The sequence below is a fragment of the Methylonatrum kenyense genome, assembly GCF_023195885.1.
Classification (GTDB): domain Bacteria; phylum Pseudomonadota; class Gammaproteobacteria; order Nitrococcales; family Aquisalimonadaceae; genus Methylonatrum; species Methylonatrum kenyense.
This window is the reverse complement of sequence record NZ_JALPKO010000008.1, coordinates 124587-150775: the sequence shown is the minus strand read 5'-3', so window position 1 is coordinate 150775 and position 26189 is coordinate 124587. Positions and strand designations below refer to the sequence as shown.

At 61.2% G+C, this 26189-nt stretch carries 19 protein-coding genes; 6 read left to right on the top strand and 13 right to left on the bottom strand.

What is annotated here, in order from left to right:
- The first annotated feature begins 132 nt into the window (after positions 1-132).
- Positions 133-1161 carry an ExeA family protein gene (locus tag M0534_RS10885; RefSeq protein WP_248568456.1) on the top strand — a complete coding sequence of 343 codons (1029 nt, stop codon included), beginning with the start codon at positions 133-135 and terminating at the stop codon, positions 1159-1161.
- 100 nt (positions 1162-1261) lie between these two features.
- Here the strand turns inward: M0534_RS10885 and M0534_RS10880 are convergent, their stop codons facing one another.
- The 5 genes from M0534_RS10880 to prsK all read right to left on the bottom strand — a co-directional run bounded on the left by M0534_RS10880 (position 1262) and on the right by prsK (position 9089).
- Positions 1262-1921: a cistern family PEP-CTERM protein gene (locus tag M0534_RS10880; RefSeq protein WP_248568455.1), complete on the bottom strand. Its 660-nt coding sequence runs from the start codon at positions 1919-1921 to the stop codon at positions 1262-1264.
- A gap of 291 nt (positions 1922-2212) precedes the next feature.
- The gene (locus M0534_RS10875) at positions 2213-3112 is read right to left on the bottom strand and encodes an XrtA system polysaccharide deacetylase (RefSeq protein WP_428348785.1); all 900 of its coding nucleotides are present in this window, start codon (positions 3110-3112) and stop codon (positions 2213-2215) included.
- A complete protein-coding gene (locus tag M0534_RS10870) occupies positions 3109-5592 on the bottom strand; it encodes a tetratricopeptide repeat protein (protein ID WP_248568454.1) in 2484 nt (827 codons plus the stop codon). The genes M0534_RS10875 and M0534_RS10870 overlap by 4 nt, the downstream gene beginning before the upstream one ends.
- A 38-nt stretch (positions 5593-5630) precedes the next feature.
- Entirely contained in the window at positions 5631-6980 is a 1350-nt protein-coding gene (gene prsR, locus M0534_RS10865) for a PEP-CTERM-box response regulator transcription factor (protein ID WP_248568453.1), read from the bottom strand.
- A gap of 3 nt (positions 6981-6983) precedes the next feature.
- Positions 6984-9089, bottom strand: a complete 2106-nt coding sequence (gene prsK / locus M0534_RS10860; protein ID WP_248568452.1) for an XrtA/PEP-CTERM system histidine kinase PrsK — start codon at positions 9087-9089, stop codon at positions 6984-6986.
- A 128-nt stretch (positions 9090-9217) separates the two neighbouring features.
- On the opposite strand from prsK, the gene M0534_RS10855 reads away from it, so the two are divergent.
- On the top strand, positions 9218-10360 hold the full coding sequence (locus M0534_RS10855) for a glycosyltransferase family 2 protein (RefSeq protein ID WP_248568451.1): 1143 nt from the start codon (positions 9218-9220) through the stop codon (positions 10358-10360).
- Between the two features lie 3 nt (positions 10361-10363).
- Positions 10364-11491 carry a glycosyltransferase gene (locus tag M0534_RS10850; protein WP_248568450.1) on the top strand — a complete coding sequence of 376 codons (1128 nt, stop codon included), beginning with the start codon at positions 10364-10366 and terminating at the stop codon, positions 11489-11491.
- On the opposite strand, the gene M0534_RS10845 is transcribed toward M0534_RS10850, so the two are convergent.
- The 8 genes from M0534_RS10845 to M0534_RS10810 all read right to left on the bottom strand — a co-directional run bounded on the left by M0534_RS10845 (position 11461) and on the right by M0534_RS10810 (position 21149).
- Complete coding sequence (locus tag M0534_RS10845; RefSeq protein WP_248568449.1) at positions 11461-12495, bottom strand: glycosyltransferase; 1035 nt, start codon at positions 12493-12495, stop codon at positions 11461-11463. The two genes, M0534_RS10850 and M0534_RS10845, sit on opposite strands and share 31 nt — an antisense overlap.
- Entirely contained in the window at positions 12482-13468 is a 987-nt protein-coding gene (locus M0534_RS10840) for a glycosyltransferase family 2 protein (RefSeq protein WP_248568448.1), read from the bottom strand. The genes M0534_RS10845 and M0534_RS10840 overlap by 14 nt, the downstream gene beginning before the upstream one ends.
- Positions 13469-13696: 228 nt before the next feature.
- A complete protein-coding gene (locus M0534_RS10835; RefSeq protein WP_248568447.1) occupies positions 13697-14680 on the bottom strand; it encodes an NAD-dependent epimerase/dehydratase family protein in 984 nt (327 codons plus the stop codon).
- Between the two features lie 13 nt (positions 14681-14693).
- The gene (locus tag M0534_RS10830) at positions 14694-16406 is read right to left on the bottom strand and encodes an FAD-dependent oxidoreductase (protein ID WP_248568446.1); all 1713 of its coding nucleotides are present in this window, start codon (positions 16404-16406) and stop codon (positions 14694-14696) included.
- A 3-nt stretch (positions 16407-16409) separates the two neighbouring features.
- The gene (locus M0534_RS10825) at positions 16410-17213 is read right to left on the bottom strand and encodes a class I SAM-dependent methyltransferase (protein ID WP_248568445.1); all 804 of its coding nucleotides are present in this window, start codon (positions 17211-17213) and stop codon (positions 16410-16412) included.
- 33 nt (positions 17214-17246) lie between these two features.
- Entirely contained in the window at positions 17247-18455 is a 1209-nt protein-coding gene (locus M0534_RS10820) for a glycosyltransferase family 4 protein (RefSeq protein ID WP_248568444.1), read from the bottom strand.
- Complete coding sequence (locus M0534_RS10815; protein WP_248568443.1) at positions 18452-19267, bottom strand: hypothetical protein; 816 nt, start codon at positions 19265-19267, stop codon at positions 18452-18454. Before M0534_RS10815 ends, M0534_RS10820 begins: the two co-directional genes overlap by 4 nt.
- A 154-nt stretch (positions 19268-19421) precedes the next feature.
- Complete coding sequence (locus M0534_RS10810; protein ID WP_248568442.1) at positions 19422-21149, bottom strand: carbamoyltransferase C-terminal domain-containing protein; 1728 nt, start codon at positions 21147-21149, stop codon at positions 19422-19424.
- A gap of 790 nt (positions 21150-21939) precedes the next feature.
- Between M0534_RS10810 and M0534_RS10805 the strand changes: the two genes are divergently transcribed.
- The 3 genes from M0534_RS10805 (at position 21940) to M0534_RS10795 (ending at position 25853) form a co-directional block, all read left to right on the top strand.
- Complete coding sequence (locus M0534_RS10805; protein WP_248568441.1) at positions 21940-23631, top strand: hypothetical protein; 1692 nt, start codon at positions 21940-21942, stop codon at positions 23629-23631.
- Positions 23632-23787: 156 nt separating this feature from the next.
- Positions 23788-24957: a glycosyltransferase family 4 protein gene (locus M0534_RS10800; RefSeq protein ID WP_248568440.1), complete on the top strand. Its 1170-nt coding sequence runs from the start codon at positions 23788-23790 to the stop codon at positions 24955-24957.
- Positions 24918-25853, top strand: a complete 936-nt coding sequence (locus M0534_RS10795; RefSeq protein WP_248568439.1) for a polysaccharide deacetylase family protein — start codon at positions 24918-24920, stop codon at positions 25851-25853. Before M0534_RS10800 ends, M0534_RS10795 begins: the two co-directional genes overlap by 40 nt.
- Positions 25854-26189: the final 336 nt, after the last annotated feature.

Here is a 26189-nt window from a genome sequence, read left to right as displayed (position 1 = left end):
CGTTACGCTGTTTGACCGCAGAATGACTGCGGCGCTGCGCAGCGCGCCTTGCCTCGGAAAAAATGCGGACGCCAACGCAGGCGTGCGAATAAATTAGCGTTTCCTTAAGATACCGAGCCACGGGACAGCCGCATGTACCTTGAGCATTTCAGGCTGCAGGACTTTCCGTTCCGGTTGATCCCGGACAGCGAATTCTTCTTTCTCAGCCAGGCGCACGCGCGAGCCAAGGCCTATCTCGAGTACACGGTCATGAGTCGCGACGGCTTCGTGGTCATTACCGGCGAGATCGGCGCCGGCAAGACCACGTTGCTCAATATGCTGATTGACGAGTTCAGCGATCGTGTCCTGCTGGCGCATATCCACCAGAGCCAGCTCAACGACATCGAGTTTCTGCAAGCAGTTCTCAGCGCCTTTGGTGAATCGATCAGCGGACTCCAGGGCAAGGTGGAACTGCTGAACCGCCTTCAGTCCTTTCTTGAACAGCAGGCGTTGGGTGGGCGGCGGGTGGTCCTGGCCGTGGACGAAGCCCAGAGTCTCGGTTATCCGGCGCTGGAGCAGATCCGCATGCTGGCCGGCATGGAGGCAAACAAGCAGAAGCTTTTGAGCATTATCCTTGTTGGTCAGCCGGAACTGCAGCAGGTGATCCAGTCGCCGAATCTGGAGCAACTTGCCCAGCGCATCCGCCTGCGCTTCCACCTCGGTCCGCTGAGCCGCGATGAGGCCAAGGATTACATCCGCCACCGGCTGAGGATTGCACGGGCGGCTTCGGTGAATCTTTTCACGGAAGGCGCCTATGACGCCGTGGATCGCTATGCGGGAGGGATTCCGCGACTGATCAACTCACTCTGCGACATGGCTCTGCTCACGGCGTTCGTCGAGGAGCGCGAGCAAGTGACGGCCGGTATCATCGAAGTGGCGGCTTCCGAGTTGGAGTGGCCACTGTTCGAGGAGCGGGGTACTGGGCGGCGACCCATGCCCGGTTCGGCGATGGCCCAGCTGGGCGTGCGGGATGAGGCCGCGCCTGCAGGGCCAGGCGGTTTGACCCAGCAACAGGTGGACCAGATCGTGGGCAGCATCACCGACGGTTTCGGCGGATTGCGGCGCGAGTTGCGAGGTATCAGGGCGCAGTTGCGGGACCTGCTGGGCCGTTCCCGGGAGTAAGGCGCCATGGGCTTGAGCGTTCACGATGAGACCGGGAATCGCAAGAAAAGCAAAAGGGGCCCGATGGGCCCCTTGTTGCAAGGCGTCGGTTTTCAGACAATCAACCGATCCGCTTATGTCGCCGGCGCGCGGCCAGTCCGAGTCCGGCCAGACCCAGCCCGAGCAGGCCCAGCACACCGGGCTCCGGCACCGGGGTGCCACCGTTGGCCGGAGGCACCTTGTGCGACCCCAGTTCGCCGGTGAAGCGGGCGAGGAAGTCGCTGAGTACCAGGCCATTGCTGAAATCGCCACCGATTGCCAGTTTCAGCGTGTCATCCTGGCCTTCGAGCAGGCCGACACTACCGGAGGCGCAGCTGCTGCCGGCAAATACGCAGATGTCCAAGGACAGCGGGGCATTGGTTGGATTACCCTGGTCGGCTTTCAGTGTCACCCCATCGAAGACGTCACCGGTGGTTTTCAGCGAGACCGACGTAACCGCGGGTGAAGCGTCAAAGGCGAAGGACGTGAAGCGGATCGGGTCAAGCCCGGTTGTCGACGTGTTCTTCGCGTAGATCTCGAAGACCACCTGCTCGGGTTCGAATTCCTTCAACGTGAATTCGGTCAGACCCGTCAGGGTTCCGCCGGTCACGTCGAGCGAGTAATTGATGGTGTAAATATTTCCGACATCACTGGCCCCATCGATCGTAATCAGACCGGCCTGCGCCTGCATGCCGAAGGCGAGCAGCGCGCTTGCAATACAGGCATAACAGATTTTTTTCATGTTGTTCATTCTCAAGACCCTCAATGGTGCAGAGTTGTGGCCTGCGTGAGCCGTCATGCCGTCATGACGCCACCCGTTATTGGTAAAGCAAGATGGGTTCCAATATAAAAAAACATTGAAGAGCAAATAGTTAAGGAGTTTCGTTTTGCCTGTCGCCGGGGATTTGTCAAGAATTTCGACAGTTGAATGCGGATATCCGGACCCCTTGCCAGCGGCCGACCTGTGCTGCGAGCCTGTCGGCGGACTGACCTTGCGGCGAAACGGCAAGCCCGGAGCAACTTGCTGTAACGGTCAGGGCCTATCGGGCAGCAGCGCCAGATCGTCCAGCACATCGCGCACTCGCCCGAAACGGAATCGGCTGATCAGGGCTTCAAGCCGTCTTTCGCACCTTGCGAGGTTGGTGTAGTGGCGGAAACGGGACTTGAGACTCAGGTTGTCGACCCGGGGCTGGTCCGGATCAATTTCCCAGGGATGGAGGTAGAAGATGAATGGATTGCCGTTGCGGTTGATCCGGTCGAGGCCCCACTGGCTGAACCAATACGGAAAAAGCCGGAAGTAGCCTCCGCCGGCAATGGGCAACCGCTGACCGAACAACCGCAGTGTGGACAGCGGAAACTCCACCAGTTCTCCGCCATTGGGGGTCTGCAGTCGATAGGGCAGCTCCGGGCTTCCGGGCATGCCGTAGACATCGTGGCGGATGGGGAACAGGCTCGAATCCCAGCTGAAACCAAGCTCCACCAGGATATCCAGAGCCCAACGCGACGCAGGCGTGATCGAATAGCTTGCCGCCCGATAGCCGGTGATAGGCGTGCCGAGTATGTCCTCAAGCAGTTCTTTCGAGCGCGCCGTCTCCTGGCGGAAGGTTGCCGGGCTTTGCGTGTAGACGAGTTGGTGGCTGTAACCGTGCGATGCGATCTCGTGGCCGGCGTCGCGAATACGAAGGACGAGGCCTGGGTAACGTTCGGCGATCCAGCCGAGAACGAAAAACGTCGCGGAGGCCCCGTGTTCCGCAAACAATTCAAGCAGCCGATCGGTATTCCGTTCCACGCGGGAGGGCCAGCGATCCCAGTCGCCGGGCTCAACAGCGGAGGACAAGGCGCCGACCTGGAAGTAATCCTCGACATCCACTGTCAGCGCATTGCGGATGATGGAACGACGAGTGCCTGTAAAATTATCCGACAGTCTATTCACTCCGCCTCCAGCATCGCACGGGCATCCTCTGCCCATGAGGCATCGCCGGCCATATCAAGGGCTTCCCGTAGGGCCTGGCGGCCCTGTTCGATCGAACCGTCTGCTACCAGAGCTGCACCCAGGTGATAGCGGATCCGGGCATTGGCGGGGGCTGCTGTATGCGCCTTGCTCAGTCGTCCGATCGCTGCTTCATGGTGGCCACGGCCGTGCTCAATCCAGCCGAGTGTGTCGAGGATTTCAGCATTGTCCGGGGCCAGCTCCAGGGCAGCCTGTGCAGTTTCCAGATCGCGTTCATCGCCAACCTGCTGGTATAGCCAAGCCAGGTTGTTCAGTACGACCGGGTTTTGCCGCTCTGTCAATTCCGCCAGCTGTTCGTAATGCCTGATGGCATCCGTGTAGACCTGGCGTTCGATGTACCAGGTTCCGAGCGTCAAACGCGCCTGCACGTTTGCTGGATCGGCCAACAGCAATGCCTCGAACGTTTCGGCGGATGCCGTTCCCCTGCCGGCGGCAGCCTGTGCCCTGGCCAGTTGCAGTTGCAGATCCGGGGAATCCGGTGCCAGCCGCGTCGCCTCGGCCAGGGCTTCGGCGGCTTCCTCAGGGCGACCTGAGGCCAGCAACGCAACACCGAAGACGCCGTGGGCGGCCGCATCGTCCGGTGCCAGCTCAAGCCCCACCCTGGCATTGGCAACGGCCGCTTCGGGGTTGTCCATGCTCAGATGCTGCCGGGTGATGAAAACATTGGCCTGCAGGTCATTCGGTGCGAGCTGGGCGGCTTGCTCTGCCCAAGCCAGGGCCTCCTGATGTTGCTCGCCGCGTCGCAGCAGATCGGACAGCTGCAGCATGGCCTGGATATTCCCGGGCTTCCGCTCCAACCCATCCCGGAAGTGCCGGATGGCGGCCGGGATGTCGCCTCGCGCCTCGGCCAGCAGGCCGAGATTCAGATGGGCCTGCGGATCGCCTTCAGACCGGGCAACGGCCTTTCGGAACGCTGCTTCGGCTTCGTCTAGACGTTCGCTGAAAAAATGGATTCCGCCCAGCAGGTTGTACCCTAGCGGCTTGCCTGGATAGGCGTCGATCAAGGCTTGGGCTTCGTGAAGGGCCTTATCGAGATCCCCTCGATGCACCGATGCGACAATCAGGAGCTGCTGCCCAAGCAATTCCTCGTCGTGCTGTATCTGCATGTCACTGAGGATGGCGAGAGCAGCATCTGTCTGGCCGCGACCGAAGAATGCCTCGGCGGCGGCGAGGCGGATTTGGTGCGCGGCCGCGTCGGTTTCGCTCAATTGTTCGATTGCCTGCCTGAGCTCGGCGACATCGCCGTCCATGGCCCGCGCCAGTTGCGCGATGATCCGCGGATCTCCGTCTGCATGGGCCAATCCCTCGGTCAACACCCGGGTAGCTTGTCGCGGTTGCTGCAGGCCGCGATAGCCGGCTGCGAGCAGGACTCTGGCCTCGATGTTCTCGGGTTGGGCAAAGACGACTTCCCGCAGCAGTGCGGTGGCCTGGGCAAACCGTTCCTGCCGCAGCCGCAGCAGGGCCAGTGAGGTCTTGATCTGAAGGCTGTTCGGGGCCGCGGCGATTGCCCTCTGCAAATGATCGTTGGCGGTCGCCAATCGGTCGGTTTCGATCGCCAAAATCGCCGCCAGGTAATTCGGATACGGATGCCGCGGTGCCTGCTGCAGCATGTGCTGCACGACATTTTCCGCGGCTTCCAGCTCCCGTTGCGAGGCGAGCAACTCCGCCAGGGCGCCACGGGCCATGAAGTGCATCTCGGTGGAAATGTCGGTCGCATCCAGCGCGAGCAACTGGCGGTAGCTGTCAATTGCTGCGCTGACGTCCCGCGCCGTGCGCTGGATCTGGGCCGTCAGCAGCCAGGCCGCAGCGGATTGCGGCGCGTTATTCCGCGCCTCGTCGGCGTAGTCCTTGGCCTCGACCAGCAATCCGCGATCCAGAGCCAGGCGTCCGGCAACCAGCAAGGCCGGCACTGCATCGGGGTCAATGGCCAGGGCTTTCCGGAGGTTTTCATCGGAGCGGTCGGTCTGTCGCAGTTGCCGGTGGGCCTCGGCATGCATCGCCAAGAGTTCGGCCTGCAGCGGTGCGGGCATGGAGTCGTCGACGGTTATCGTACCAAGCAACTGCTCGGGCTTTTGCTGCCAGAGCAGGGCCCGGGATAATGACGGGTAGATGCGGTCGGCCGAAACGCCTAGCCGGAAGGCTCGCCGCAGGGCCTCTTCGGCGCCGACGTAATCGCCGATGGTCAGGGCCGTCTCGCCCAGGTGTAGCCGCGCTTCGGCATGATCCGCATCAAGCTCGAGCACGTTTCGGTAGTCGGCGATAGCGGACTGGTAGCGGCCATCGGCGCGATGCTGGTCCGCCCGCTCCATCAACTCCGACACATCGGGGCTGCAGGCTGCGAGCAGCCCGAGCAATGCCACGGCAATCAGGCAACCTTTGAATCTTCCGGACAACGCCGCCACGCCACCCTCCTGACCCGAGGTCGATTGCCCCGGTGAATCTATGCCTTGTGCAAGCCGTGCCGCTTCAGCAAATCATAGAGTGTCGGCCGTGAAACGCCGAGCAATTCTGCGGCCCTGGACAGGTTGCCGTCGGTTCGGGCAACCGCCGTGTTCAATGCCTGACACTCGGCAGCATCACGCACTTGACGCAGGTTCAGCGGTTGCTCTTCGACGGCGTCCGATTCCAGCCCCAGATCGCTAATGTCCAGCAACTGGCCGTCGGCAACGATCACCGCGCGGTTGATCAGGTTCTCAAGCTCCCGCACATTTCCGGGCCAGGAATGAGCCTCGATCGCAGACAGGGCATTCCGCGTGAAACCTCGCACACGGCGACCGTGACGTTCCGCGGCTTGCGCGAGGAACGCCCTGGCAAGCAGGGCCGCGTCACCGTCACGTTCCCGCAGCGGCGGAATGGGCACGATCAGCTCGCTGATCCTGTAATACAGGTCCTCGCGGAAGGCGCCGTCGGCAATCAACTCCTGCAAGTTCTGGTGTGTTGCGCAGATGACGCGGACATCGACCGGGATCTCGGTGCGGCCACCCAGGCGTTCAAGCACCCTTTCCTGCAGAAACCGCAGCAGCTTGGATTGCAGTGCCATCGGCATATCGCCGATCTCGTCGAGAAACAGCGTGCCGCCGGAGGCCAGCTCGATCTTTCCCTTGGTTTGGCGATGTGCCCCGGTATAGGCACCTTTCTCGAAGCCGAACAGCTCGCTCTCCAGCAGGTTCTCGGGTATTGCGGCACAGTTGATGACAACGAAGCGTCCGTCCCGGCGCGCGCTCAGCTTGTGCAGCGCACGGGCGAGAACCTCCTTGCCGCTGCCGGTTTCCCCCAGCAGCAGGACGCTGGCATCACTGGTCGCCACCTTTTCCACCAGCTTGCAGACCTTGAGCATGGCCGGACTTGCGGTAACCAGGCCATCCAGTGGCGCACGATGACGGCGCATCAGTTCGCGGTTCTGGTTCTCAAGACGTGCCACGTGGAAGGCGCGGGAGACGATCAGGTTGAGGGTCTCTGTCTCGACCGGCTTTTCGTAGAAGTCATAGGCGCCCAGCCCGACGGCCTTGACTGCGCTTGCCTCGTCACCGTTGCCGGTGACAACGATAATCTTGGTGTTGGGTGAGGCACCGAGGATCTCGGCAATGGTCGCCATGCCTTCGCTGATGCCATCCGGGTCCGGCGGCAGCCCGAGATCCTGCAGCACGACCATCGGTTCATGCCGTCGCAACTGCGCCATGGCCGATTCCCGATTGTCGGCGCTGACAACTTCGTACTGCTCGAAGCACCACCTGAGCTGCTTCTGCAGCCCGGGATCGTCTTCAACGATCAATAACTTTTCCGCGTTCACGACTCACTCGTCGATCCGGTCCGAGGCGGGGCAATCGGCGGATTCCCTTGTGCTCGCGGTCCGTGCCGGCAGGGTAAAGTGGAACCTTGTGCCGACGCCGAGCCTGCTTTCAACATTAACTCGCCCTCCCGCGCGATGCACGAATTCGCGGACCTGGTATGCGCCGATCCCCATGCCCCTGGTGGACTTGGTCGTATGAAACGGTTTGAAAAGCTGATTGCGGATGAAATCCGCACCCATTCCCGATCCCGAATCGGCGACCTCCAGCGACAATTCCCGGCCGTTCCATTCCGTACGCAGGCGAACCTCGCCGTCTTCCGGCGTTGCATCCTGTGCATTGCGGATCAGATGGACCAGAACCATCACCAGCTCCTCCCGATTGGCGTCGACCAGAATCCGTTCCGCCGAAGGGCTGAACCGGGGCGTGGGGCGGTTCCTCGCACAGCGGGAGACTGCCTCGGCTATGGCCTGGTGCACATCAACTCGCGCGATTCCGCCGCGCTGCCGCCGTTGCTGGAGGTGGGCCAGCAGGCGTTCCATGCGCTCGACGGAGCTGCCGACGGTGTCCAGCATGTCATCGATAAATTCCGGATTGTGCTTGTGTTTTTCCGCGTTGCGCAGCAGCAGGGATTGTTGGGCAATCAGATTCTTCAAGTCGTGCATCAGGAACGCGGTGAGTTGGTTGAAGGCCTCGAACTGACGGGCCTGGGACAAGGCCTGGGCGTGCTCGTGCTGGGTGAGATAGCTTGCCACCTGGCGCGAGAGGGCGTGCATCAGGTCCCGATCCTCCCAGGTGATGCCGGGGTCGATGCTGGGACGCGCCAGGGAAATGAAGCCGAGCAAGCGGCCGTGCTGGAGCAATGGCACGATCGCCCAGAGGCGTTTCGCGTGCTCTAGCGTCGGCGGCAGTCTCAGGCCGTTGTAACGCTCCGGATTGTGTCGAAGCTCTGCCAGGTCAATCACCCAGTGGCTGCGCTCAAGAAACGCGGGCAGCGCTTCGCCGGCATCGATCACCGCATCGGGCGGCAGATCCCAGCGCCAGTCGCCGGCAGGCACGAAGCCATCGTCATGGCGCAGCCAGACCACGCCAGCAGGACTGCCGAAGATATCCGCCACCACATGCACGGCACGCTGGTGCGGTGAACTGCCGTCATCCTCGGTGGCCAGCCGCTGGGTCGCGCGTAGCCATTCCTCCCGATAGTCGTACTTGTTACTGAAGAAGTGCTTGTTGAGAAAGATGCGCAGCCTTGCCCGCACATCATGCGAGCCGATGACGATCAACAGGACGATGACCGCGCCGGCAATCAGCACGATCTGCAGAAACTGTCCCCAGCTGCCTCCGAAATCACGGATGAAGTAGCCGCCGGCGGCGATCAGAAGCAGGTAGCCGGCGACCCCGAGAATTGCCGCCGTGTGAAACGCAACGTGGCGCGAGACGAAGACCGGGAGAGACCATTGCGGATTGCGCGCCGCGGCCAGCGCAATCAGCGGCGCAGCCAGCGCCTGCACCGCACCGCGGGCCAGCCAGGTCATGGTATCGAGTTGTTGGAAGAGGAAAGTGTTGGCGTAAAGAAATACGTCGTAGGCGAAAATCACGCCGACGCCCAGACACAGAAACTTGCTGGCCCAGCGGCGTTCCGCTGGCAGGTTGCGGTAGAACTGCTCCAGCATGACCAGACCCAGCAGCCCGAACCCCAGGCCGCCCGCCGATAACGCGGTGAGGATGCCGTCGCCGAACGGTGTCATGCCCGACTGCACGGCGAGACGCTGCCATGCGATCAGCAGCAGCAGGCCCAGCGGCGCGATGACGGCGGCCACTGACAGGGTGCCGATCCAGCGGTTATCGGACCGCGCGGGGGACAGCAGGACGGCAAGCAGTGCCAGCCAGCCCAGGGTGCGCAGCGCTTCCGCTGTCTCAACCCATAATGCGGCCAGCTGTGGTTGCCACGAGGCCCAGGCGAGGATGGCGGCCCAGGCGGCGGTGATCAGGCTGGCGATGAGCAGAGCACTGCCGAACAACGTGCGTTGCCAATTCAGCAGGATCAGCGCAGCCAGCGCGCCGAAGGCGATCGCGCACAAGCCGTAACTGAACGTTCCAATGGTGCTCATTGGCATGCCTCGGCAGTTAAAGCGGTCGCCCGAATCAATCCCCGTTTTATTGCTTGATTAACCATAATCCTCCGGCAAGACTGAGGCGAGCGTTGGTGTCGTCGTGACCGGGGGTAGTCTGAGCGGTGGTGGAATGGATCTTTTGGCTGTCCCTGGCCCTGTTGCTCTACATTTACCTGGGCTATCCGCTCCTGCTTGCCATTCTGGCCCGCAGCGCAAGACCCGTGGCCTTGCGGGAAGATCACCGTCCGCGGGTCAGCATCCTGATCCCGGCCTACAACGAAGCCGCGGTGATCGAACAGACGCTGCACAACAAACTGGATCTGGATTACCCGGCGGACCGTTTGGAGATCCTCGTGGTGTCCGATGCCGCCGACGACGGCACCGACGCCATCGTTGAATCCATTGCCGCGGGCAGTCGGGTGCGGCTGCATCTGTTCCGCCAGTCCTCGCGACAGGGCAAGACCGCCGGGCTCAATCGTCTTGTCGACGCTGCCCGGGGCGAGGTCGTCGCTTTTTCCGACGCCAACTCAATCTGGGCGCAGGATGCGCTGGCAAAGCTGGTTCGCAATTTCGCCGACCCCACGGTGGGCTATGTCAGCGGGCGTATGCTCTACACCCATCCGGATGGTTCGCTGGTTGGTGACGGTTCCAGCGCATTCATGCGTTACGAGAACTGGCTCTGGCGGCAGGAGACTGCGGTCGGGTCGGTTGTTGGCGTGGACGGTGGCATCGATGCCATGCGGCGGGATCTCTATCAGCCGTTGGCGGCCAACCAATTGCCCGACTTCGTGCAGCCACTGAAGGTCGTGGAAGCCGGCTACCGCGTCATCCACGAGCCTGACGCAGTACTGCGTGAACCGGCTTTGGATGACTCGGGCAGCGAGTTCGGCATGCGGGTCCGGGTGACACTGCGGGCGTTGCATGCGCTGCGGGACATGGCGCATTTGATGAACCCGCTGGCTCGGCCCCTTTTCGCCTTGCAACTCATCTCGCACAAGCTGCTGCGTTATCTTGCCTTCCTGCCCCTGCTCGCCGCGCTGCTCAGCAATCTTGTCCTGCTTGCCGATGGCGGCATTTACCTGCTGGCCGCGGCCGCGCAGATCGGCTTCTACGGGGTTGCCTTGCAGGCCCACGGGAGCCGTGGGCCGTTGCCCCGGTGGCGCATGGTGCCCTTCTATTTCACTCTGCTGAACCTGGCTTGCGCCCGCGCGGCATACGCCTACTTGCGAGGAGAACAGCGGGTGACCTGGACACCGAGAGAAGGTTGAGTCATGGCGCTCCGGGTCCTGCACCTGATCGACAGTGGCGGATTGTACGGCGCTGAACGCATGCTGCTGGCGCTGGCAGATGAGCAGGCACGGCAGGGGGTTGTACCGCTGATTCTCAGCGCCGGCGAACACGGCGTGCAGGAGAAACCACTCGAGGCCGAGGCACGTCGCCTGGGCGTGCCGGTGACGGTCTGGCGCATGCGACCGGGGCTGAATCTGCATCAGGCCTGGAAGATCCTGCGTTGGGCCCGCGAGCAGGGCTTTCAGCTCCTGCACTCGCATGGCTACAAATTCAACGTCCTGGCGGGTATCTGGCCCCGGGCGATTCGCCGCCTGCCCCTGGTCTGCACGCTGCACGGCTATGTGCGGGCGCCGCGCTGGACCCGATCGGCGCTGTACGAATCCGTCGACCGGGCGCTGTTGCGGCGGGTTGACCGCGTGGTCATTGTCAATCAGCGGATGCGCGCAGACCTGCCGCCGTCGCTGGCCGCTTCCGCGCACTGTACATTCATTGCCAACGGCATCCCGAGCGAGACACCGCCGGTAATCCCGCTACCGGATGATCTGGCGGCATGGCAGCGGTCCCACCGCGTGAACCTGATTGCCGTCGGTCGGCTGTCGCCGGAGAAGGGCTTCGACCGGCTGGTGCGGATCATCGGCCGCCACCGGCATGCGTTATCCGGGATTGGGCTGCTGATTGTCGGGGACGGGCCGCAGCGCTCGGAACTGGAGCGCGCCATTGCCGAAAAGGACCTCAGCGATATGGTGCGGTTGGGCGGTTACCGGGAGGACGCCGCCGCATTGTTGCCGCACTTCGATGCCCTGGTCATGCCATCGCTGACCGAAGGTCTGCCGATAACCGTGCTGGAGGCGTTACGGGCGCGCCTGCCGATCTTTGCCAACGCCGTTGGCGGGCTGCCGGCGGTGCTCAAGGCGGTACCGTCGGCACGACTGCTGTCGGTGACGGATGAGTCGGCCTGGGCGGAGTTGTTGCTGGACATTGCCGGAACGGGTGTTGAGGCCGGCGATACCGCGATCGGGGCCGCGCATTTTGCGGCGCATTACAGTGCCAGCCGGATGGCGGCGGGTTATTCCTGTGTCTATGCAGATCTGCTGGACGCCTCGGTTTGATCAGGCGAAGGCGCCGCCGGTGCCATAGGGTCGGCCCGTGCCAACGGTGCCGGGTCAAGGTCGTCATTGACGATTTCGCGAACGGAATATTCCTTCAGTTCCCGGGCATGGGTGAAGATGATCAATTCACCCAGCAGACCGAGACCGAAAATCTGCACACCGAGCACCACCATCAGCGACGACAGCAGCAGCGCCGGGCGATCGCCCAATGAGGAACCGAAAACGATTCGGTCGATGATGAGGTAAAGCAGGAGTAAACCACCCAGTGTCGCAGTGCCGCTGCCGATCAGGCCGAAGAAGCGCAGCGGTTTCTTGGTAAATTTGATCAGGAAAAAGACCGTTAGCATGTCCAGCACGCGGCGGGGGTAGACGCCGGGCCTGTAGAACCGCCGGTAACTGTCCCTCGACGACTGCGGCAGGTCGATCTCCCTGACGCGGAATCCCTGCCGCGATGCGAGCACCGGCATGAAGCGGTGCTGGTCGCCGTAAAGGGGTACGGCCTCGCTGACGGAGCGGCGAAATATGCGGGCACTGCATCCCAGGTCGCGAAAGTGCACGCCGGTAAACATGCCGAGCAGCCGGTTGAAAAGGGCTGTCTGAAAGCGGTTGAAGGTGGAGTCAGTTCGTGGCCAGCGTCGGGCGATGACCATGTCGTTACCCTCCAGCGCTTCAACCATCGCGGGAAGGAATTCAGGCTCTACCTGGAAGTAGGCGGGCAGAGTCATCAGGACATTGCCCCGGGCATGGTCGAACCCGGCGGTAAGCGCCGTGGCCTCGCCAAAGCTCTTGGATAGCTGAAGGACCCGCAACGGTTTCCCCGCCGCCTGCAGCCGTTCCAGGGTCCGTCGCGTGTCCTCGTACTCCCCGTCGAGAATGTAGATGATCTCGTACGGCCCGGCGAGGGTGGACAGCGCCCGCTCATACGCGTCGATGAGTGCTTCCGGATCGTCATAGCGTTCCGTGACAGGAATCAATACCGAGAGCATGGGATCATTGCCGCTCATCACGCCGCTCCACGTCATGGACTGAGCCTGCCGCCTCCGGGCCCGGATGGCGGTCCATGGTCAGCATTGCCAGTCTTCCGAGATCAAGGTTGCCTGTCCTGTATATCAGTTCGCCAAGGACCCCGCTCATCAGCAGGAAGGCTGCCAGCGTGCCGAGCAGCAAACCGACTCCCGCGACGGGGATTGGCATGGTCCCGCTGCTGGCAAGTGCGTATACGCTGTACCCGATCATGCTGGCGCTTATGATCAACAGGGGAAATGCGAGCTTCGAGAACCACACCAGTGGACGGCTGGCGAAGGCTGTCACGGTCTTGATCCCGAGCAGGTCTAACAGCACCTTGTAGACGCGTGAAATCCCGTACTTGGATTGTCCGAAGGCGCGAGCGTGATGCCTGACGCGTATCTGCGCCACGCGCGCGCCGGAAATCGATGCCATGGCTGGAATGAACCGGTGCATTTCCGAGTACAGGGGGATGTGCTTGATCACATCGGCCCGATAGGCCTTTAGGGAGCAGCCGTTATCCTTTATCGGAACCCCGGTCACCTTGCCGATCAGCCAGTTGGCCATTCGCGAGGGGATCTTGCGCGTGATGAGGTTGTCGCGACGTTTGTGGCGCCAGCCAACAACGATGTCGAAACCCGCATGGATCTGTTCTACCAGGAGAGGGATGTCTGCGGGGTCGTTCTGCAGGTCGCCGTCCATGGTGACAAGGATGTCTCCGCGGGCATAGTCGATTCCGGCGGCCATCGCCGGTGTCTGGCCGAAATTCCGACGGAAGAGGATCAGCTTGAGGTGCGGGTCGGTCGCCGCAATCTCGCGGGCCTGTGCAACCGTGTTGTCATCGCTGCCGTCGTCGACAAACAGGATTTCATAAGTTAGGCCGAGGCGCGAAACCGCCGCCGACACCGCGCGATGCAGTGCAACGACACTTTCTTCTTCATTGTAGAGCGGGACGATAATCGACAGGTCCACGGCCACACCCCTCCTCTCGGGAATTGAGTCGCCACTTACGTCGCCCAGATCAAGTTCCCGTTGGCGAAACACCGCCGCCGCCCCAGGACAGGCGCGCTCCCCGAGTTGGGTCGAACCATTCCCGACGGCTACGTTGCGGGCTTCCTGCAATCTCCTGCGTCGTTATCTAATCGCCTTGTGTGGCGAATTATCTGCTCCAGAATTGTTCGAATTATAGGTGTTGTCCATTTATTTCTTTAACAGGCCTTCCTTGCGATACCACTTGGCACTGGCGGTCAGACCATCCTGGATGTCGAATCGGGGGGTATAGTTGAGCAGCCGTTGCGCCTTTTCCGTCGTGAACGCCCGGTCCATTGCGAAGAACTCAACCCGGCGCGGATACAAGGGCGGATTTATTCCGAATGGACGGCAAACGGCCTCGCAGGCCTTGGCGGCAACCTGGACTGGCCAGAGTGGTACCCGCAATCTGGGGGGCTTTTTCTCCAGAATGCGCGCCACCGTATCGGCCAGTTCCTGGACTGTCGTGTAGCGAGGCCCGGCGATGGTGAAGACTTCGCCAAGGGCTTCCTGTTTTTCCGCGGCCAGCATGAATCCGTCGATGAGATCGTCGATGTAAGTCAGGTGATAAAGCGTTTTCCCGTTGCCGATCATCACAAAGATGTTGTGCTCAATGGCCTTGAACAGTTTCAGAAAGCGCATATCCCCGGGGCCATAAATGCCGGCTGGACGGACGACGACGCCGGGTAATCCGTTTTCGATGTACCGACGGGCGACCTGCTCTCCTTGCCACTTGGTGCTCTGATAATGGTCGTTGGGCCGCGGGCGGTACGTTTCATCGGCGGGAGGATCATCGATTTGCCCCTGCACGCCAACGGTGGAGCAGTGCACGAAACGACCCACACCCGTTTCCCATGCTGCGCCAGCGACATACTCCACGGCATCGACATTCACGCGTTTGAACTGCTTCCGATCCACATCTTCGGTTCTGAACAGTGCCGCGATGTGAAAGACGCAATCTACCGGTGTCATCGCATTGCGCACGCTGTCCACATCGGTTATGTCGACTTCCACGCAATCTATACCCAAGGCTCGCAATGGTGCGACGCGCGGTGACTCCCTGACAAAGGCCGTCACCTCCCAGCCGTCCGCAACCAATCGACGGCATAATGCGGACCCGGTGAACCCTGTCGCTCCGGTCACGATGGCCTTCATGTTTTTCCCACCCCTATGGCCGGGCCCGTTCGCCAGCCCGTTTGTCTACCATGCGCGTCAACAAGTCCGACGACCAATCCATGTCGGGGCCGCCACTCATGTGTTTTCGCAAGCGGTAGAGCACGAGGCCGAGTTCCTGACGGCTTCGGTCGTGCGTCCAGCCGAAATGCTTTTTCATCCAGTTTAGGCACCAGGCCAGGTCGTCTGGACTCAACCTCCCTCGCTCGGCAAGGTCCGAACAGCGGAAGATCGCATCCCCGAGCCGTATCGCACCTTCTTCGTTTATGCCGTGGATTACACGCGCGCGAAACATACGACGCTGTGCATCGCCGCCACTTTCCATCGCCTGGATTGCCAGAATCCCGTCTGCCCTGCGCCCGTAAATTGTCCTTACCCAGGCATCGTGGCCGTCATTCGGGCTGGCCAGGCTATCCGGAGATTCGGGATCGCTCGCATGCTCCGGCGTGGCGGACATTGGTTGGGCAAAGGGGGCGGGTTGCCGATTTTCCCGCCCGAGAATTCCCAGCACCAACGCTGCCACCCGCGACGACACGGTGGGCGCCGTGGTGTATTTGTTGGGAGCAACGTCGATGAAACCCGTGATGCCGCACTGTGCTCGGTAATCGGTGATCATCGTTCGCTTCGCCCGACTTCTGCCGGCACGTTCAGATGGTGTGAGGCCCATATGCAGGGATGCGACATCTTCGATTCGAAGGTGGTGCCCATCCAGCGTCGAATTGATATCCAACAACAGGGAATTGACCTCTTCCCGGCTGACTGTGACGCTGTCAGGCTCATCCCGATAGGCTTGGTGTGTCGTGCCCACGATCGAGGTGTCTTGCCACGGGGTGACGAAATACAGGCGAGGGGCACGACCGAAGAGGCCGTCACTGCGCTGCCTGCTCATCAAAGCCACCGCGCCGCCGGCAACGATCCGCCGTTTCAGGACCAGGTTGACGTTCTTGGTCCAGGTCATGCCTGCGCCTCGCACTTTCGGTAATCCGGAGCGTTGCGCCAGTCCGTCACCCCAGGCCCCCAACGTGGCAACCGTGATTTTCGACCTGACCTCCAGCTCCTCCCCGGTGATGCAATCGCGCACCAAGCCTCCGCTGACCCGGTTGCCCGTGATCCGGAGGCAGACCGCTTCAACATGGTTCAGCGTTACCGCGCCGGCTGCTGCGGCATCCTCGACGCATGCGGTAACCAATCTGCCGGAATCCAGAATTTGCGCGTCAAACCAGCTCATGCAGCCATTGACCTGGTCACCTTTGACCTCGGGAAAGGCCTCCGCGAAGTGTCGTTTGCCTTGCATCAGGGCATCCGGCATCTGCGCCCCGGCAGCGCTTCGTTGCCGGCTGCTTCCGCCAAGCAACCGGTAGGCGAGGGCCCCTGCCGCTAACGCAAGCGGGCTACGCACGCCCCAACCGATGGTCGGCATGGTGAATCGCATGGGGCGGACCAGATGCGGGGCAGCTGCAAGCCAGGCTCGCTGTGCCTGGACGGACTCGCGAATTCTGCGGGCGTCCAGATGCTGAACATAGCGGAGGCCGCCGTGCACGATTTTCAGGGAATTCCGTGTGGTCGCGCCCCCAAAATCGCCTCGCTCCACCAGAGCGACGCTGACGCCGCTTTGCGCAAGCGTTCTGGCGAGGGCGACGCCGTGGATACCGCCCCCGAGGATCAGCACCTCGAATTTCTTATCCAGAGCGTCCGTCCGGGAGCGCATTTCCTAGTTCCGCTGTTTCCGGCAGAAAGCCATTAGGTGGTGCCCCAGCGGTCGCGTCCAGGATTTCGGTAGGGCGTTGAAGGTGTTGACGAAAATCATGTTGAATAGTGAGGCCTTGAGGCCGGCGTGCACCTTCGTGGGTACGGGAAACCGCTCCGGAGTGATGCGCACCTCGTTGAATGGACTGAGTTTCGCGCGAAATTCCGTTGGCGTTATGCGGTGGTATTCCGGTGCGTCGAGATGGTCCACTTCAACGCGCATCGCAACTCTCAGCAGGTTCATCCAGGACCTGCGGTTGACCATCATCAGCATCGCCAATCCACCGGGTTTCAAAACCCGGTGGATTTCCTGGATCATGGCCCCTGGGTTCGACGTGAAATGCAACACCGTGTGACAGTAAACCGCGTCGAAACAGGCATCGGGGAAGCCCATTGCTTCTCCGTCCATGATCGCGAAATCACCCTGGAGTGCCCGTTGCGAGAAATTGAGGCGGGCAAGTTCTATAGCCCTTGGCGCGATGTCGATTCCGGTTACCAGGGCGCCTCCCCGTGCAAACCGCGAGAGGTCGTTGGCAACACCGCAGCCAACCTCAAGTAGCGTTTTGCCGCGAAAACCGGAAAAGTCGATGACGCTTTCAAGATAGGTCAGCTTTTCAAACCGGTAGGCTTCGATTTCCTCGAAAAATTCGCGCGTACCGGGCGCTGACGTGGCGATTTTCCAGTTATCGACATGCCGTTCCCAGTAGTCACGAACTGCGGCAGTCCGAGGGCCTGCGACCTCCCCCGTGCGCTGATCGGTCTGCGCCATGCTCCCACCCGGTGTAATTGATGTTCTCTACTACTAACTTACTAGATCGAACAGGGTCTGCATTTTGCCGACGTAGACATCGCGCGAATAACGGTCGCGGTAGACGTCCTGCGCCTTGCTTGCCTTGTCGCGCGCCGCTTCCGGCGCCTTCAAGACCTGCGTCATCCCGGCTCCAAGTCCCTGAATGTCGGCATCCGTGAGCGTGGCGATCTCGTCTGTCAGGACCTGGGTGTGAGAATCGATACGGGTTGCTACCAGCGGGACGCCGCTGGCCATCAGGTGATAGATCTTCAGCGGCGTGTTGGTCCCGGAAAACCTCGGAGACACGCAGGCCGCCGCCCCGGCGACCAGGCGTTGTGCATCCGTCTGTGGCAACTGCCCGGTGAAGTACACATGGTCCTTCGTGCCAAGCTGCTCTGTGCGTCTGCGGTAGTGTTCCACCTGGCGGGGCAGGCCACCGATGATCAGTAAACTGGCTTCCGGTACGTCTCGCAGTGTGACGGCGAAGGCCTCCAGCAGCTTGTCGATTCCCTGATAGGCTTCCAGCGTCCCCGCATAGGCGATCGTGCCGTTCGTTTGACGCCTACGTAACCACGCGTCCGCCGCAACGGCCTCGGCTGAGGTTTCGCTGCCGCCGTGGACTTCTGTCGAGTTCTGCCCCGGAGCGAGTTGAATCGGATCAAAGATGGAATTTTCGATGAGAAGCAATTTGTCATGCTTGCCGGTTATGGTCTTTGCGTGGTCATGAAGTGCCGGGCAGATGGTGATGACCGCGTCCGATGCCCGCAGCGCACTGTTTTCGAGCCCCTCGAACAACTGATGAACCAGGCGCAGCCGGGTGAAATCAAAATTCTTCAGCTGCTGCGGAAGGCTGGAATGCATGTCGTAGATGAGCCGGTTTCTGAAAACCGGCTTCAGCCACCGGCACCAGAACACGGCCTCCTCGTGCGCATGCACGACGTCGTAGCGGTTCCGCAGCATGAGCCCCACCGTCCAGGCAAGCATGAATGCGTCCAGAAACAACTTGAACACCGAAGGGCCGGTCTTGACCTTGCCGAAGAGCTTGAATGCCGGAATGCGGACCAGCCGGACATTCGGTATCTCCACGTCCACTCCCTGTCCGTAAGTCAGGACGTCGACCTGATGCCCGAGCTCTGATGTCACCAGGGTTCTGTAATAGACGCTGAACGGCGTGCCGCGCGGGGAAAAGAATGGTTGCGGCGCGACCACCAGCACCTTCATGGCGTGATGTTCCCGCGCCGCCGGTTGTGGAGTCGTATCCCGATCTGGTTGGCAAGGAATCTGGCCGGGTTAACCGCCTGCCCGTATCCGTCAGGGGACTTTTTCTGCGCCTTCAGCCACCTGGAGATGTCCCGCCATGGTGAGGCAGTGCTCGGGACCAGACCGATCAGAAAACCGAATGCCCCAACCCTGCGGAAATCGTCGCCGCACGGAAACGGGTCACTGCCGGGCAGGACCTTGTAGCCGATGTCCCTGGCCTTTCGGATCAGTGACGGCTCGCCGGCAAGGCGCAGTCTTCCTCCATTATCACCAACCGCAAGCGAGTCGGGCGTATGGCACTGCAGTACCTGTTCGACCGCCTTTCCGCGTTTTCCGCTCCACTTTCCGAAACCCCAGGGAATCACCGCCAAGGCAGCCGAGTCCCGAACACGAGCAAGCGTTTCACCAAGGGGTTGTCCATCCGGGAACGCATCCGTGGTCCCGAGGGCGGCCACTTCCAGGCCGTTATCACAACGAATCTGGCGGCCGCAGATGACGGCAATTGCCCTGCCGCCGCGTTCCGCGATCAGACTATGCGGCTCGGACCTGCTTCGGCTCAGCATCCAGCCGCCGCAGCTGCTGCGGGCCGCCATGGTTTCAAAAACGTTTTCCCGAGAGCTCTGCGTGAGTATCAGGGTGCCGACGTACTGGGTGTCCGGTCGGCCCAGGGCCAGGAAGTTCGCAAGAGCGGCATTGAGGGTTGGCGCCGCGCGTTCGATTGCATAGAAATGCACATGTCCATCAACGGGTGTGGTGCAGGGGGTGTCTGCCATTCCGGATGTCGTGCCGTGATTCATCTCAGTCTGAACCCATTATCTCGGCCTGCGTTCGAAGAATCTTGAGCCTGCCCTGGTGCCCTCAGGTGTTGCCGCGAGCAGGCGCGAACCCCCGGGGATGGTGGAAATCTCCGGGTGACGTCTGTGCCGATCAGGCCGGTACAAGGATTCTGTCCTCCAGTATCAGGGCATCCAGCTTGCTGTGCTGAAATGCCCTGACGGCTTCCTCGGGAGTGTTCACGATGGGTTCTTCGTGCATGTTGAAGCTGGTGTTGATCAGGCTCGGGATGCCGGTGATCTTTCGATACTCGGCCAGAATGTCGTAGTACGACGGATTGTCTTCCCGCCGTATCAACTGGGGCCGCGCAGTGCCGTCCACATGCACCACGGCAGGGGACTGCCGGCGCATCTGGTCGGTGCAGTTGAAGGTGATGGTCATGAAGCGGGCGCTGTCTTCAGCCCCTGCCAGATCTTTGTAGCAGCTTTCACGTTCCTCCCAAAGTGTCACGGGTGCAAAGGGCATGAACTCGGTGCGCGACAGCCGTTCGTTCAGCCATTTGTTCACGGTTGCATCGGTCGTCTGATACATGATGGTGCGGTTGCCCAGTGCCCGGGGGCCGTATTCCATGCGTCCGGCGCTTCGCGCTATCACTTTGCCATCGGCGAGCATCTGTGCCGCAGTCCGTTCAAGACTGTCGTGCAGCTCGAGTTCCCGGAAACCGTCGGCGCCCTGAATTGCCTGGGCGACCGCGTCTTTCGTGTAGCCGGCGCCAAGGTAGACGTCTCCGATGACCGGGCGCCGGACATAACCTCGCAGCCGCTTGTGTTCAAACAGGGCGGCACCGACAGCCAGGCCTTCATCGCCCATGCCTGGATGTACGAACAGGTTGCGAACGGAGTCGAGCTCATGCACCCGCTCGTTGAGCTTTACATTGGCAAACACCCCGCCGGCGAGGGCGACATCCTGAACGCCGGTCTTTCGAACCCAATGATCGCAGAAGCTGGCAACGGACTGCTCGAGAAGCAGCTGGATGCTGGCGCTGAGATTTTCCGCTGAAAAGTTATCAGGGAGTGCCTTCTCGAGTTTTCGAATCGCGGAATGATCAAACGCCTTGCCGGTGTTCCGGATCCGATCTCCATTCCATGCAACGAATTGTTTCAGGATGTCGAGGTATTCAGGTTCCCCATACGCAGCCAGGCCGGTTATTTTCCCTTCATGTTTATGGGCCTTGTAGCCGCAAAGGTGGGTGATGTAGGCGTAGTAATTGCCCACGGAGTCATAACTGTCCAGTGCCTTGAGGTGCGTGAACTCACCATTTTCCGCTAGCACGACACGGGAGCACTTGCTGTCGCCCGCACCGTCATGGGTGATGACGGTGGCGCGTTCGAAGCCGCTGGTGAAATAGGCCGAGGCGACATGACAGACGTGGTGGTCGATGAAATTGACTGGCGCGGTGATACCGAAGAGCCGTTTCAATTCCTCGTGAACCTGTTTCCTGCGCTCACCGGTCAAAACGGTTTTCAAACCGTAATAGGTCTTACGGGCGAGGGTTGAGTTTCCGGCCACCCTCGATAGGGTTCCGCCCAGGCTGAGAAACCTATCGCGCATTGCCCCGCGCGCGTCGGATTCCCGGTATGGATCGTTATAGGGGAGGCATTCGGCTCGCCAGAACAGGTTGTTCGTGGCGACCGCGACCACGTCGATCTGTCTCGCTTCGAGCTGCGAAATTCGCAAGACTTCCGCAATGCTCAGGCGCGGAAATCCCATCGACATCTTGTTGCGGTCCAGTCTCTCTTCGTTGACTGCTGCGACGATTTCACCGTCGCGGACCACTGCGGCACCGCTCGTAAAACTATCGGTTATACCGAGTACATTCATACGCAGGCCCCTTCAACGAGCCCGCGAGCCGCATCGCGATTCGCCACGGCTTGATCGGTCCGGGCCGCAAGAACCTGAGGGCGGCTGCTGACGGGGAGGCATTGACAGGGCACGTACCACCTCGCGAATGGCAGAAGGGAGTCCTGTGTTTGCGCCTGCCAAGCACGGTTGGCTGCGAGCGCCAATCACCGTCTCACCAGCACCCGTGATGCAGGCTAGCGATGACGGGGTCTATTCAAAGCCTAATCACTTGTTGTTTTGCCCACAACAGAATTCCTTTGCCGGCGCCGTCGCGGATGCGGACGCCGTTATTCGGTCCGATCCCTTACCACCTCATCAAGCGCGGCTCTGGTGCTAGTCTGCTAGGGAAACACTGATCTATTCCCACGTCTGCGCCCGAGACCGGTTTTGGTCATCTGGCAAGGCGCGATGCAGCGCGCCTTGCACCGGAACGATGCGGGCTCCAACGCAGGTGTGCGAATAAATCAGTGTTTTCCCAGGCGAGACAGGGGCTGTTGGAGTGATCATTGATGGGGCGTCGCGCAGTGTCTGCTAAATCCAGGGTTGGGGAGGTGTCACGGTCACGCTTTACGGGCGCCAGGAGCCTGGTTTCGGTCTGCGAACACGTTAACGGTGAAATCCGGAATGGCGTTGCCGGGTCGGCCGGGAGCGGGTGCGACGACGAATTGATGCGGCGTTCGGGTCACCTCGATCAAGACCGTGACCCCCCATTGCCGGGGGGGCAGGAGGATGACACGCGGCTCAACCGGATCAGGAATCCTTGCAGCCCGTGATCGACGCACGATTCACGCCCCCGTTCAGGCTTCGCCCGGGTGCAAGCCTTGCGTTCCTTGTCTCCGTGGCCCTACTGATCACGGCTCTGCATGCGGTTAACCTGACAGCAGATAGCCCGGACGGTTTTGCGGCAGACGATATCGGGCTTCGCGTCGACGAGGGATACAAGACGCTGGCCCCGCGAAACCTGGCCCTGTTCGGCAGCGTCAAGTGGTCTGAAGCCGACGAATACGACGGCTGGTTCTCCGGGAGCCCGCTGACACAGTCCTTGATGTATCTCTCGTTCAGCGTGGCCGAGCCGAGCGTCGGGGTGGCCAGGGCCACCGCGCTGATCTATTTCCTGTGCCTGGTGGTCATTGTTTTGCTGGCTCACCGAGGGTTCCTCTCGAACGCGTCTTTGCTGATGCTTGCAGCGCTGCTGGCAGCAGAACCTTTTTTGTTCTTTTTTTCGAGAGTGGCCCTGTTCGAGGTTGCATTAGCCGCCTTCGTTGCCCTGGCATTTCTGCTGCTGCGGCGTTTCGGTTACGGGCATGCCTGGCTGCCGTTGGCAATCGTTATTGCAGTGACTGTCGCTGCATTCGTGCTGATAAAGATATCTGCAGTGCTGTATTTCCTGCCGGCCATGGCAGCCCTTGCCTTCTTCGCCGCCTGGCACAGCAATCCGAAAGTGGCCCTTCCGGTCCTGCTTGCCACTTTTGCCGTCCTGCTCGTCTTGTTGTTGTCCACGCATGAGGTCTGGGTCCGCCGCCTCGATTTGCAGGCGCTGGCCTCCTTGCCGTCGCGTGTGTTAACCGACCCGCTGAGTGCATTGTCGCCATGGGTTACCGCGCTGGCCTGGTTTTGTATTGCAGATTCGATCCGGATTTCCGGTCGCAAGCTGATCGATGATCCTTACTTTCTTGCTGTCGCTGCGACTGTTGTTGGGGTGCCGGTGTTGCTGGGCTTGTTGAGCTACGCGCCACCACGTTATTTCGTCGCCGTAATGCCCGCGCAGATTCTTGCAATCGGGTTCTGGCTCGGGGCGGCGCGGAGTGCCGGGGTGAGTGAGGGCCTGCACTGGACTGCGAAGCTTGTCAGTGTGGCGCTGCTGTCAGTGGCGGTTTTTGCGGTTTTGTGGGCGGTCGCGAATGCCGTTTTACCGCTCACGCCGCTGCCGCAAGGTGAAACGGCGGGGATTAGCGGCCCGGGAGCAATCAGACTCCTGTTTCCCATTGCCGTCGCCCTCGCTCTTCTGCTGGTGTTCGCGGGCTGGCGGGGGCCATCGCGATCGGGTTTGCTGCCGAGGGCAGGGGTGCAAGCCCTGCTCGTGGTGGCGGTCGTTTCCGGGCTGTATCAAGCGAGCGAAGTATGGATGGAGCCAAGCTACAGCTCCCACGAGATTCGCGAGCGTTTGGCAGATGTTGTTGAGCCGGGCGAGGCAACCGCGGGCGATTGGGCCCCCTTCTTCGCGCTCGGAACCAGGCTTCCCGCCATCTACAGCAGCAGTGGTTGGAACAGGGGCAAGGTGATTCTCGAGCTGTGTCCGACCTTCTTTGTCCACAGTGGTACCCGGCATGACGATGCCGTGGTTGAAAGTTACGCGGTGGTCGCAGGAGTAACGGTCGAGGATCTGCAGATTCTCGGCGCGTACGCGGGCAACCTGGTTGTGTTGAAACGGTTGCACTATCCGGATGGAGAGTGTGAGTAACGGGGGGTGAACATGCCGGATGATTGGTATTGCCGCTGACCGTTCCAGGCGATTGCTACGGGTGATTTACCTTCGAGACCTGTCGGGCTAACGTTGAAGTGAGCTGTTGCCGTCGTCGAGGTCGCAACAGCCCAGGTTCTGGAGGCCTCGTGGCCCATGGCGGATGCACGCGACACCCGGCTGCTGCGCGTTCTGGTGGCAAATGATCACCTGGGGCACCAGGGTGGCGCGGCGCATGGTGTGACCACTTACCTACTTGCGGTGCTTCCGCGGCTCCGCCAGGCCAATGTCCAGGTGGTCCCCTGTTTTCTGGGGCCTTATCACCCGGCCGCAGAACGCCTGGTCAACGACGGCGTCGAGCCGCGATTCCTGGAACGTGGAAAATGGGACCTGCGGGCGCTGTCGGACATGCTCGCCCTGGTCCGCGAGCATGATATCAATCTGATTCATGCCGCTGGTCTGAAAGGCATGTTGCTTGCGCGGATAATCGGGCGCATGTCCGGTATTCCCGTGATCACCCATTTCCATGACCAGAAGCCCCTGGGTGTGGTGTTTCGAACGCTTTTTCGAATGACGGCAGCCTGGTCGGCCGCGGCCCTGGCGGTATCCCGATCCGTGGCGCGCTTCGTGGTCAAGGAACTTCACACGCCGGAGGCTCGGGTAACCGTCTTGCATAACGGTGTCGACACCACGGCGTTTGGCTCCGACCTTGAGGGGCAGCGTGACAGGCTCCGTCAGGAATTCGCGTTTCCGTCGGACGCCACCGTTGTCGGCATCATCGGGAGGCTGTCCCCCGAGAAAGGTCATCAGCGGTTCCTTGAGACAGTGCCTGCCATGCTGCGGGCACGGCCCGGTATAAGGGTACTGATCGTCGGGGACGGCGTGTGCCGTCGGCATCTGGAAAGCGTCGTCGATGTCATGGGGTTGGCTGATATCGTGCGATTTGCCGGGTTTCGGCGCGATATCCCGGCGGTGCTCACGGCGCTAGATGTTGTCGCGATCCCGTCATTCAGTGACGGATTTCCGTATGTTGCGTTGGAGGCAATGGCGGCACGGCGACCCGTGGTGGCGCATGCTATTGGCGGGATCCCGGAGACTGTCCGCGATGGTGAAACAGGACTCCTCGTTGAGCCGGATGACCCGGACGGGTTCCCGCGGGCCATCGCGCGTCTTTGTTCCGAGGGGCGGTTACGCGAGCGATTGGTTGGCAACGGTCGTCGACTGGTCGCGCAGATGTCCATTGACAACCACGTGGCGGCATTGCTGAATCTTTATCGGAAGCTGTCTTGCACGAGCGCGGACAGGGCGATGCGGGTGGCGGAATGAACAGGTTTCGAGCAGCCTGGGAGAAGAACTGGCCCGAAGTCCATTGCGCGATGCGTGGTGGCTTGCCGCAGTTCCTCCTTGCCGCGCGTGCGCAACTTTCGCCAGGAACTGTTCCTGCGTTCTGTTACCACTCGCCGGACCAGGCCGTACTCGAACAGGATCTGCAATATCTTCACGATAACGGTTATCGCGGCTTGACGGCAGACGAATTGCTGGGGCACATGCGTGGCAGTGCTCCCGCGCCCGACAGGGCCGTTGTCCTGACTTTCGATGACGGCGCGAGTCACCTGCATCAAACCGTCTTTCCGTTGCTCAAGCGCTACGGCTTCAAGGTGGTCGCGTTTGTTGCTCCCTATTTTCATGATCACGTGCGCCCCGGCGCGAAAGGAGCCCGCACCTGCACGTGGAGCGAACTTCGCGAATTGCACCAGTCGGGGCTGGTTGACATTCAATCGCATACCTACGAGCACCGGTACCTGCCTCGCTGGCCAGAGCCTGCTCCGTTGTACGGGATATCTGAGCCGCCCTACATCGCCAACGCCGAATCCGGCACCTCGTTGCTGCAGGACCTTAAATGCGCCAAGCAGCGTATCGAACAGGAATTGCAGGGCAAGCGCGTGCGGCACCTTTGTTTTCCCCGCTTTAATGGCGATGAGCGGTCGATGGACGCCGCAAGGCGGCTTGGCTACGAGGGTCTTTGGTGGGGCACTTTGCCGGGCATACCGGAAAACAAGGCGAACGGGGATCCCCAGCGCATCGTTCGGGTCAGCGGCGAATTCGTTCGTCGACTACCCGGAAGAGGTCGTCTACCGCTGAGGCGGATCCTCGGCGCCCGCTACAAGGCGAATCTGGAGCGGTGGCTCGGCGGCAATGACAAACGAGCTGGACTGGCATAGAACCTGTCTAATCCACCGTCGGCGGTTATTTCCGCCAGCCCACCGTCTCGGGAGTTGTGCTCGGGCGTGGGTGAGCGGTCCCGGTCCAGCGCGGTGTGGGATCGCTCGGTGTTGTTCCCCTTCCTCCCACCACAAGCCTGACTTGCCGGACGTTTTCGCATTACCGACAGACGCGCCGCACCCCGGCGGCCGTATGATCGACTGCGGCGTCGAGCCTCATCTCGGCTCGTTGACGCGCGATACCTGCGTTGGCGGCTTTTCTTGCAACCGTCTGTCGGCTTATCCGGATCAACTGATTGAGAAGTCATTGTGCCTTGGGTGATTCCTTTTCATACT

Bases quoted from the DNA above. Each gene is read 5' to 3' on its own strand.
- M0534_RS10845 (WP_248568449.1), bottom strand. From the start codon at position 12,495: ATGAGCGGCAATGATCCCATGCTCTCGGTATTGATTCCTGTCACGGAA.
- M0534_RS10885 (WP_248568456.1), top strand. From the start codon at position 133: ATGTACCTTGAGCATTTCAGGCTGCAGGACTTTCCGTTCCGGTTGATC.
- M0534_RS10850 (WP_248568450.1), top strand. From the start codon at position 10,364: ATGGCGCTCCGGGTCCTGCACCTGATCGACAGTGGCGGATTGTACGGC.
- M0534_RS10820 (WP_248568444.1), bottom strand. From the start codon at position 18,455: ATGAAGGTGCTGGTGGTCGCGCCGCAACCATTCTTTTCCCCGCGCGGC.
- M0534_RS10800 (WP_248568440.1), top strand. From the start codon at position 23,788: ATGGCGGATGCACGCGACACCCGGCTGCTGCGCGTTCTGGTGGCAAAT.
- M0534_RS10810 (WP_248568442.1), bottom strand. From the start codon at position 21,149: ATGAATGTACTCGGTATAACCGATAGTTTTACGAGCGGTGCCGCAGTG.
- M0534_RS10880 (WP_248568455.1), bottom strand. From the start codon at position 1,921: ATGAAAAAAATCTGTTATGCCTGTATTGCAAGCGCGCTGCTCGCCTTC.
- M0534_RS10815 (WP_248568443.1), bottom strand. From the start codon at position 19,267: ATGGCAGACACCCCCTGCACCACACCCGTTGATGGACATGTGCATTTC.
- M0534_RS10835 (WP_248568447.1), bottom strand. From the start codon at position 14,680: ATGAAGGCCATCGTGACCGGAGCGACAGGGTTCACCGGGTCCGCATTA.
- prsK (WP_248568452.1), bottom strand. From the start codon at position 9,089: ATGAGCACCATTGGAACGTTCAGTTACGGCTTGTGCGCGATCGCCTTC.
- M0534_RS10825 (WP_248568445.1), bottom strand. From the start codon at position 17,213: ATGGCGCAGACCGATCAGCGCACGGGGGAGGTCGCAGGCCCTCGGACT.
- M0534_RS10830 (WP_248568446.1), bottom strand. From the start codon at position 16,406: ATGCGCTCCCGGACGGACGCTCTGGATAAGAAATTCGAGGTGCTGATC.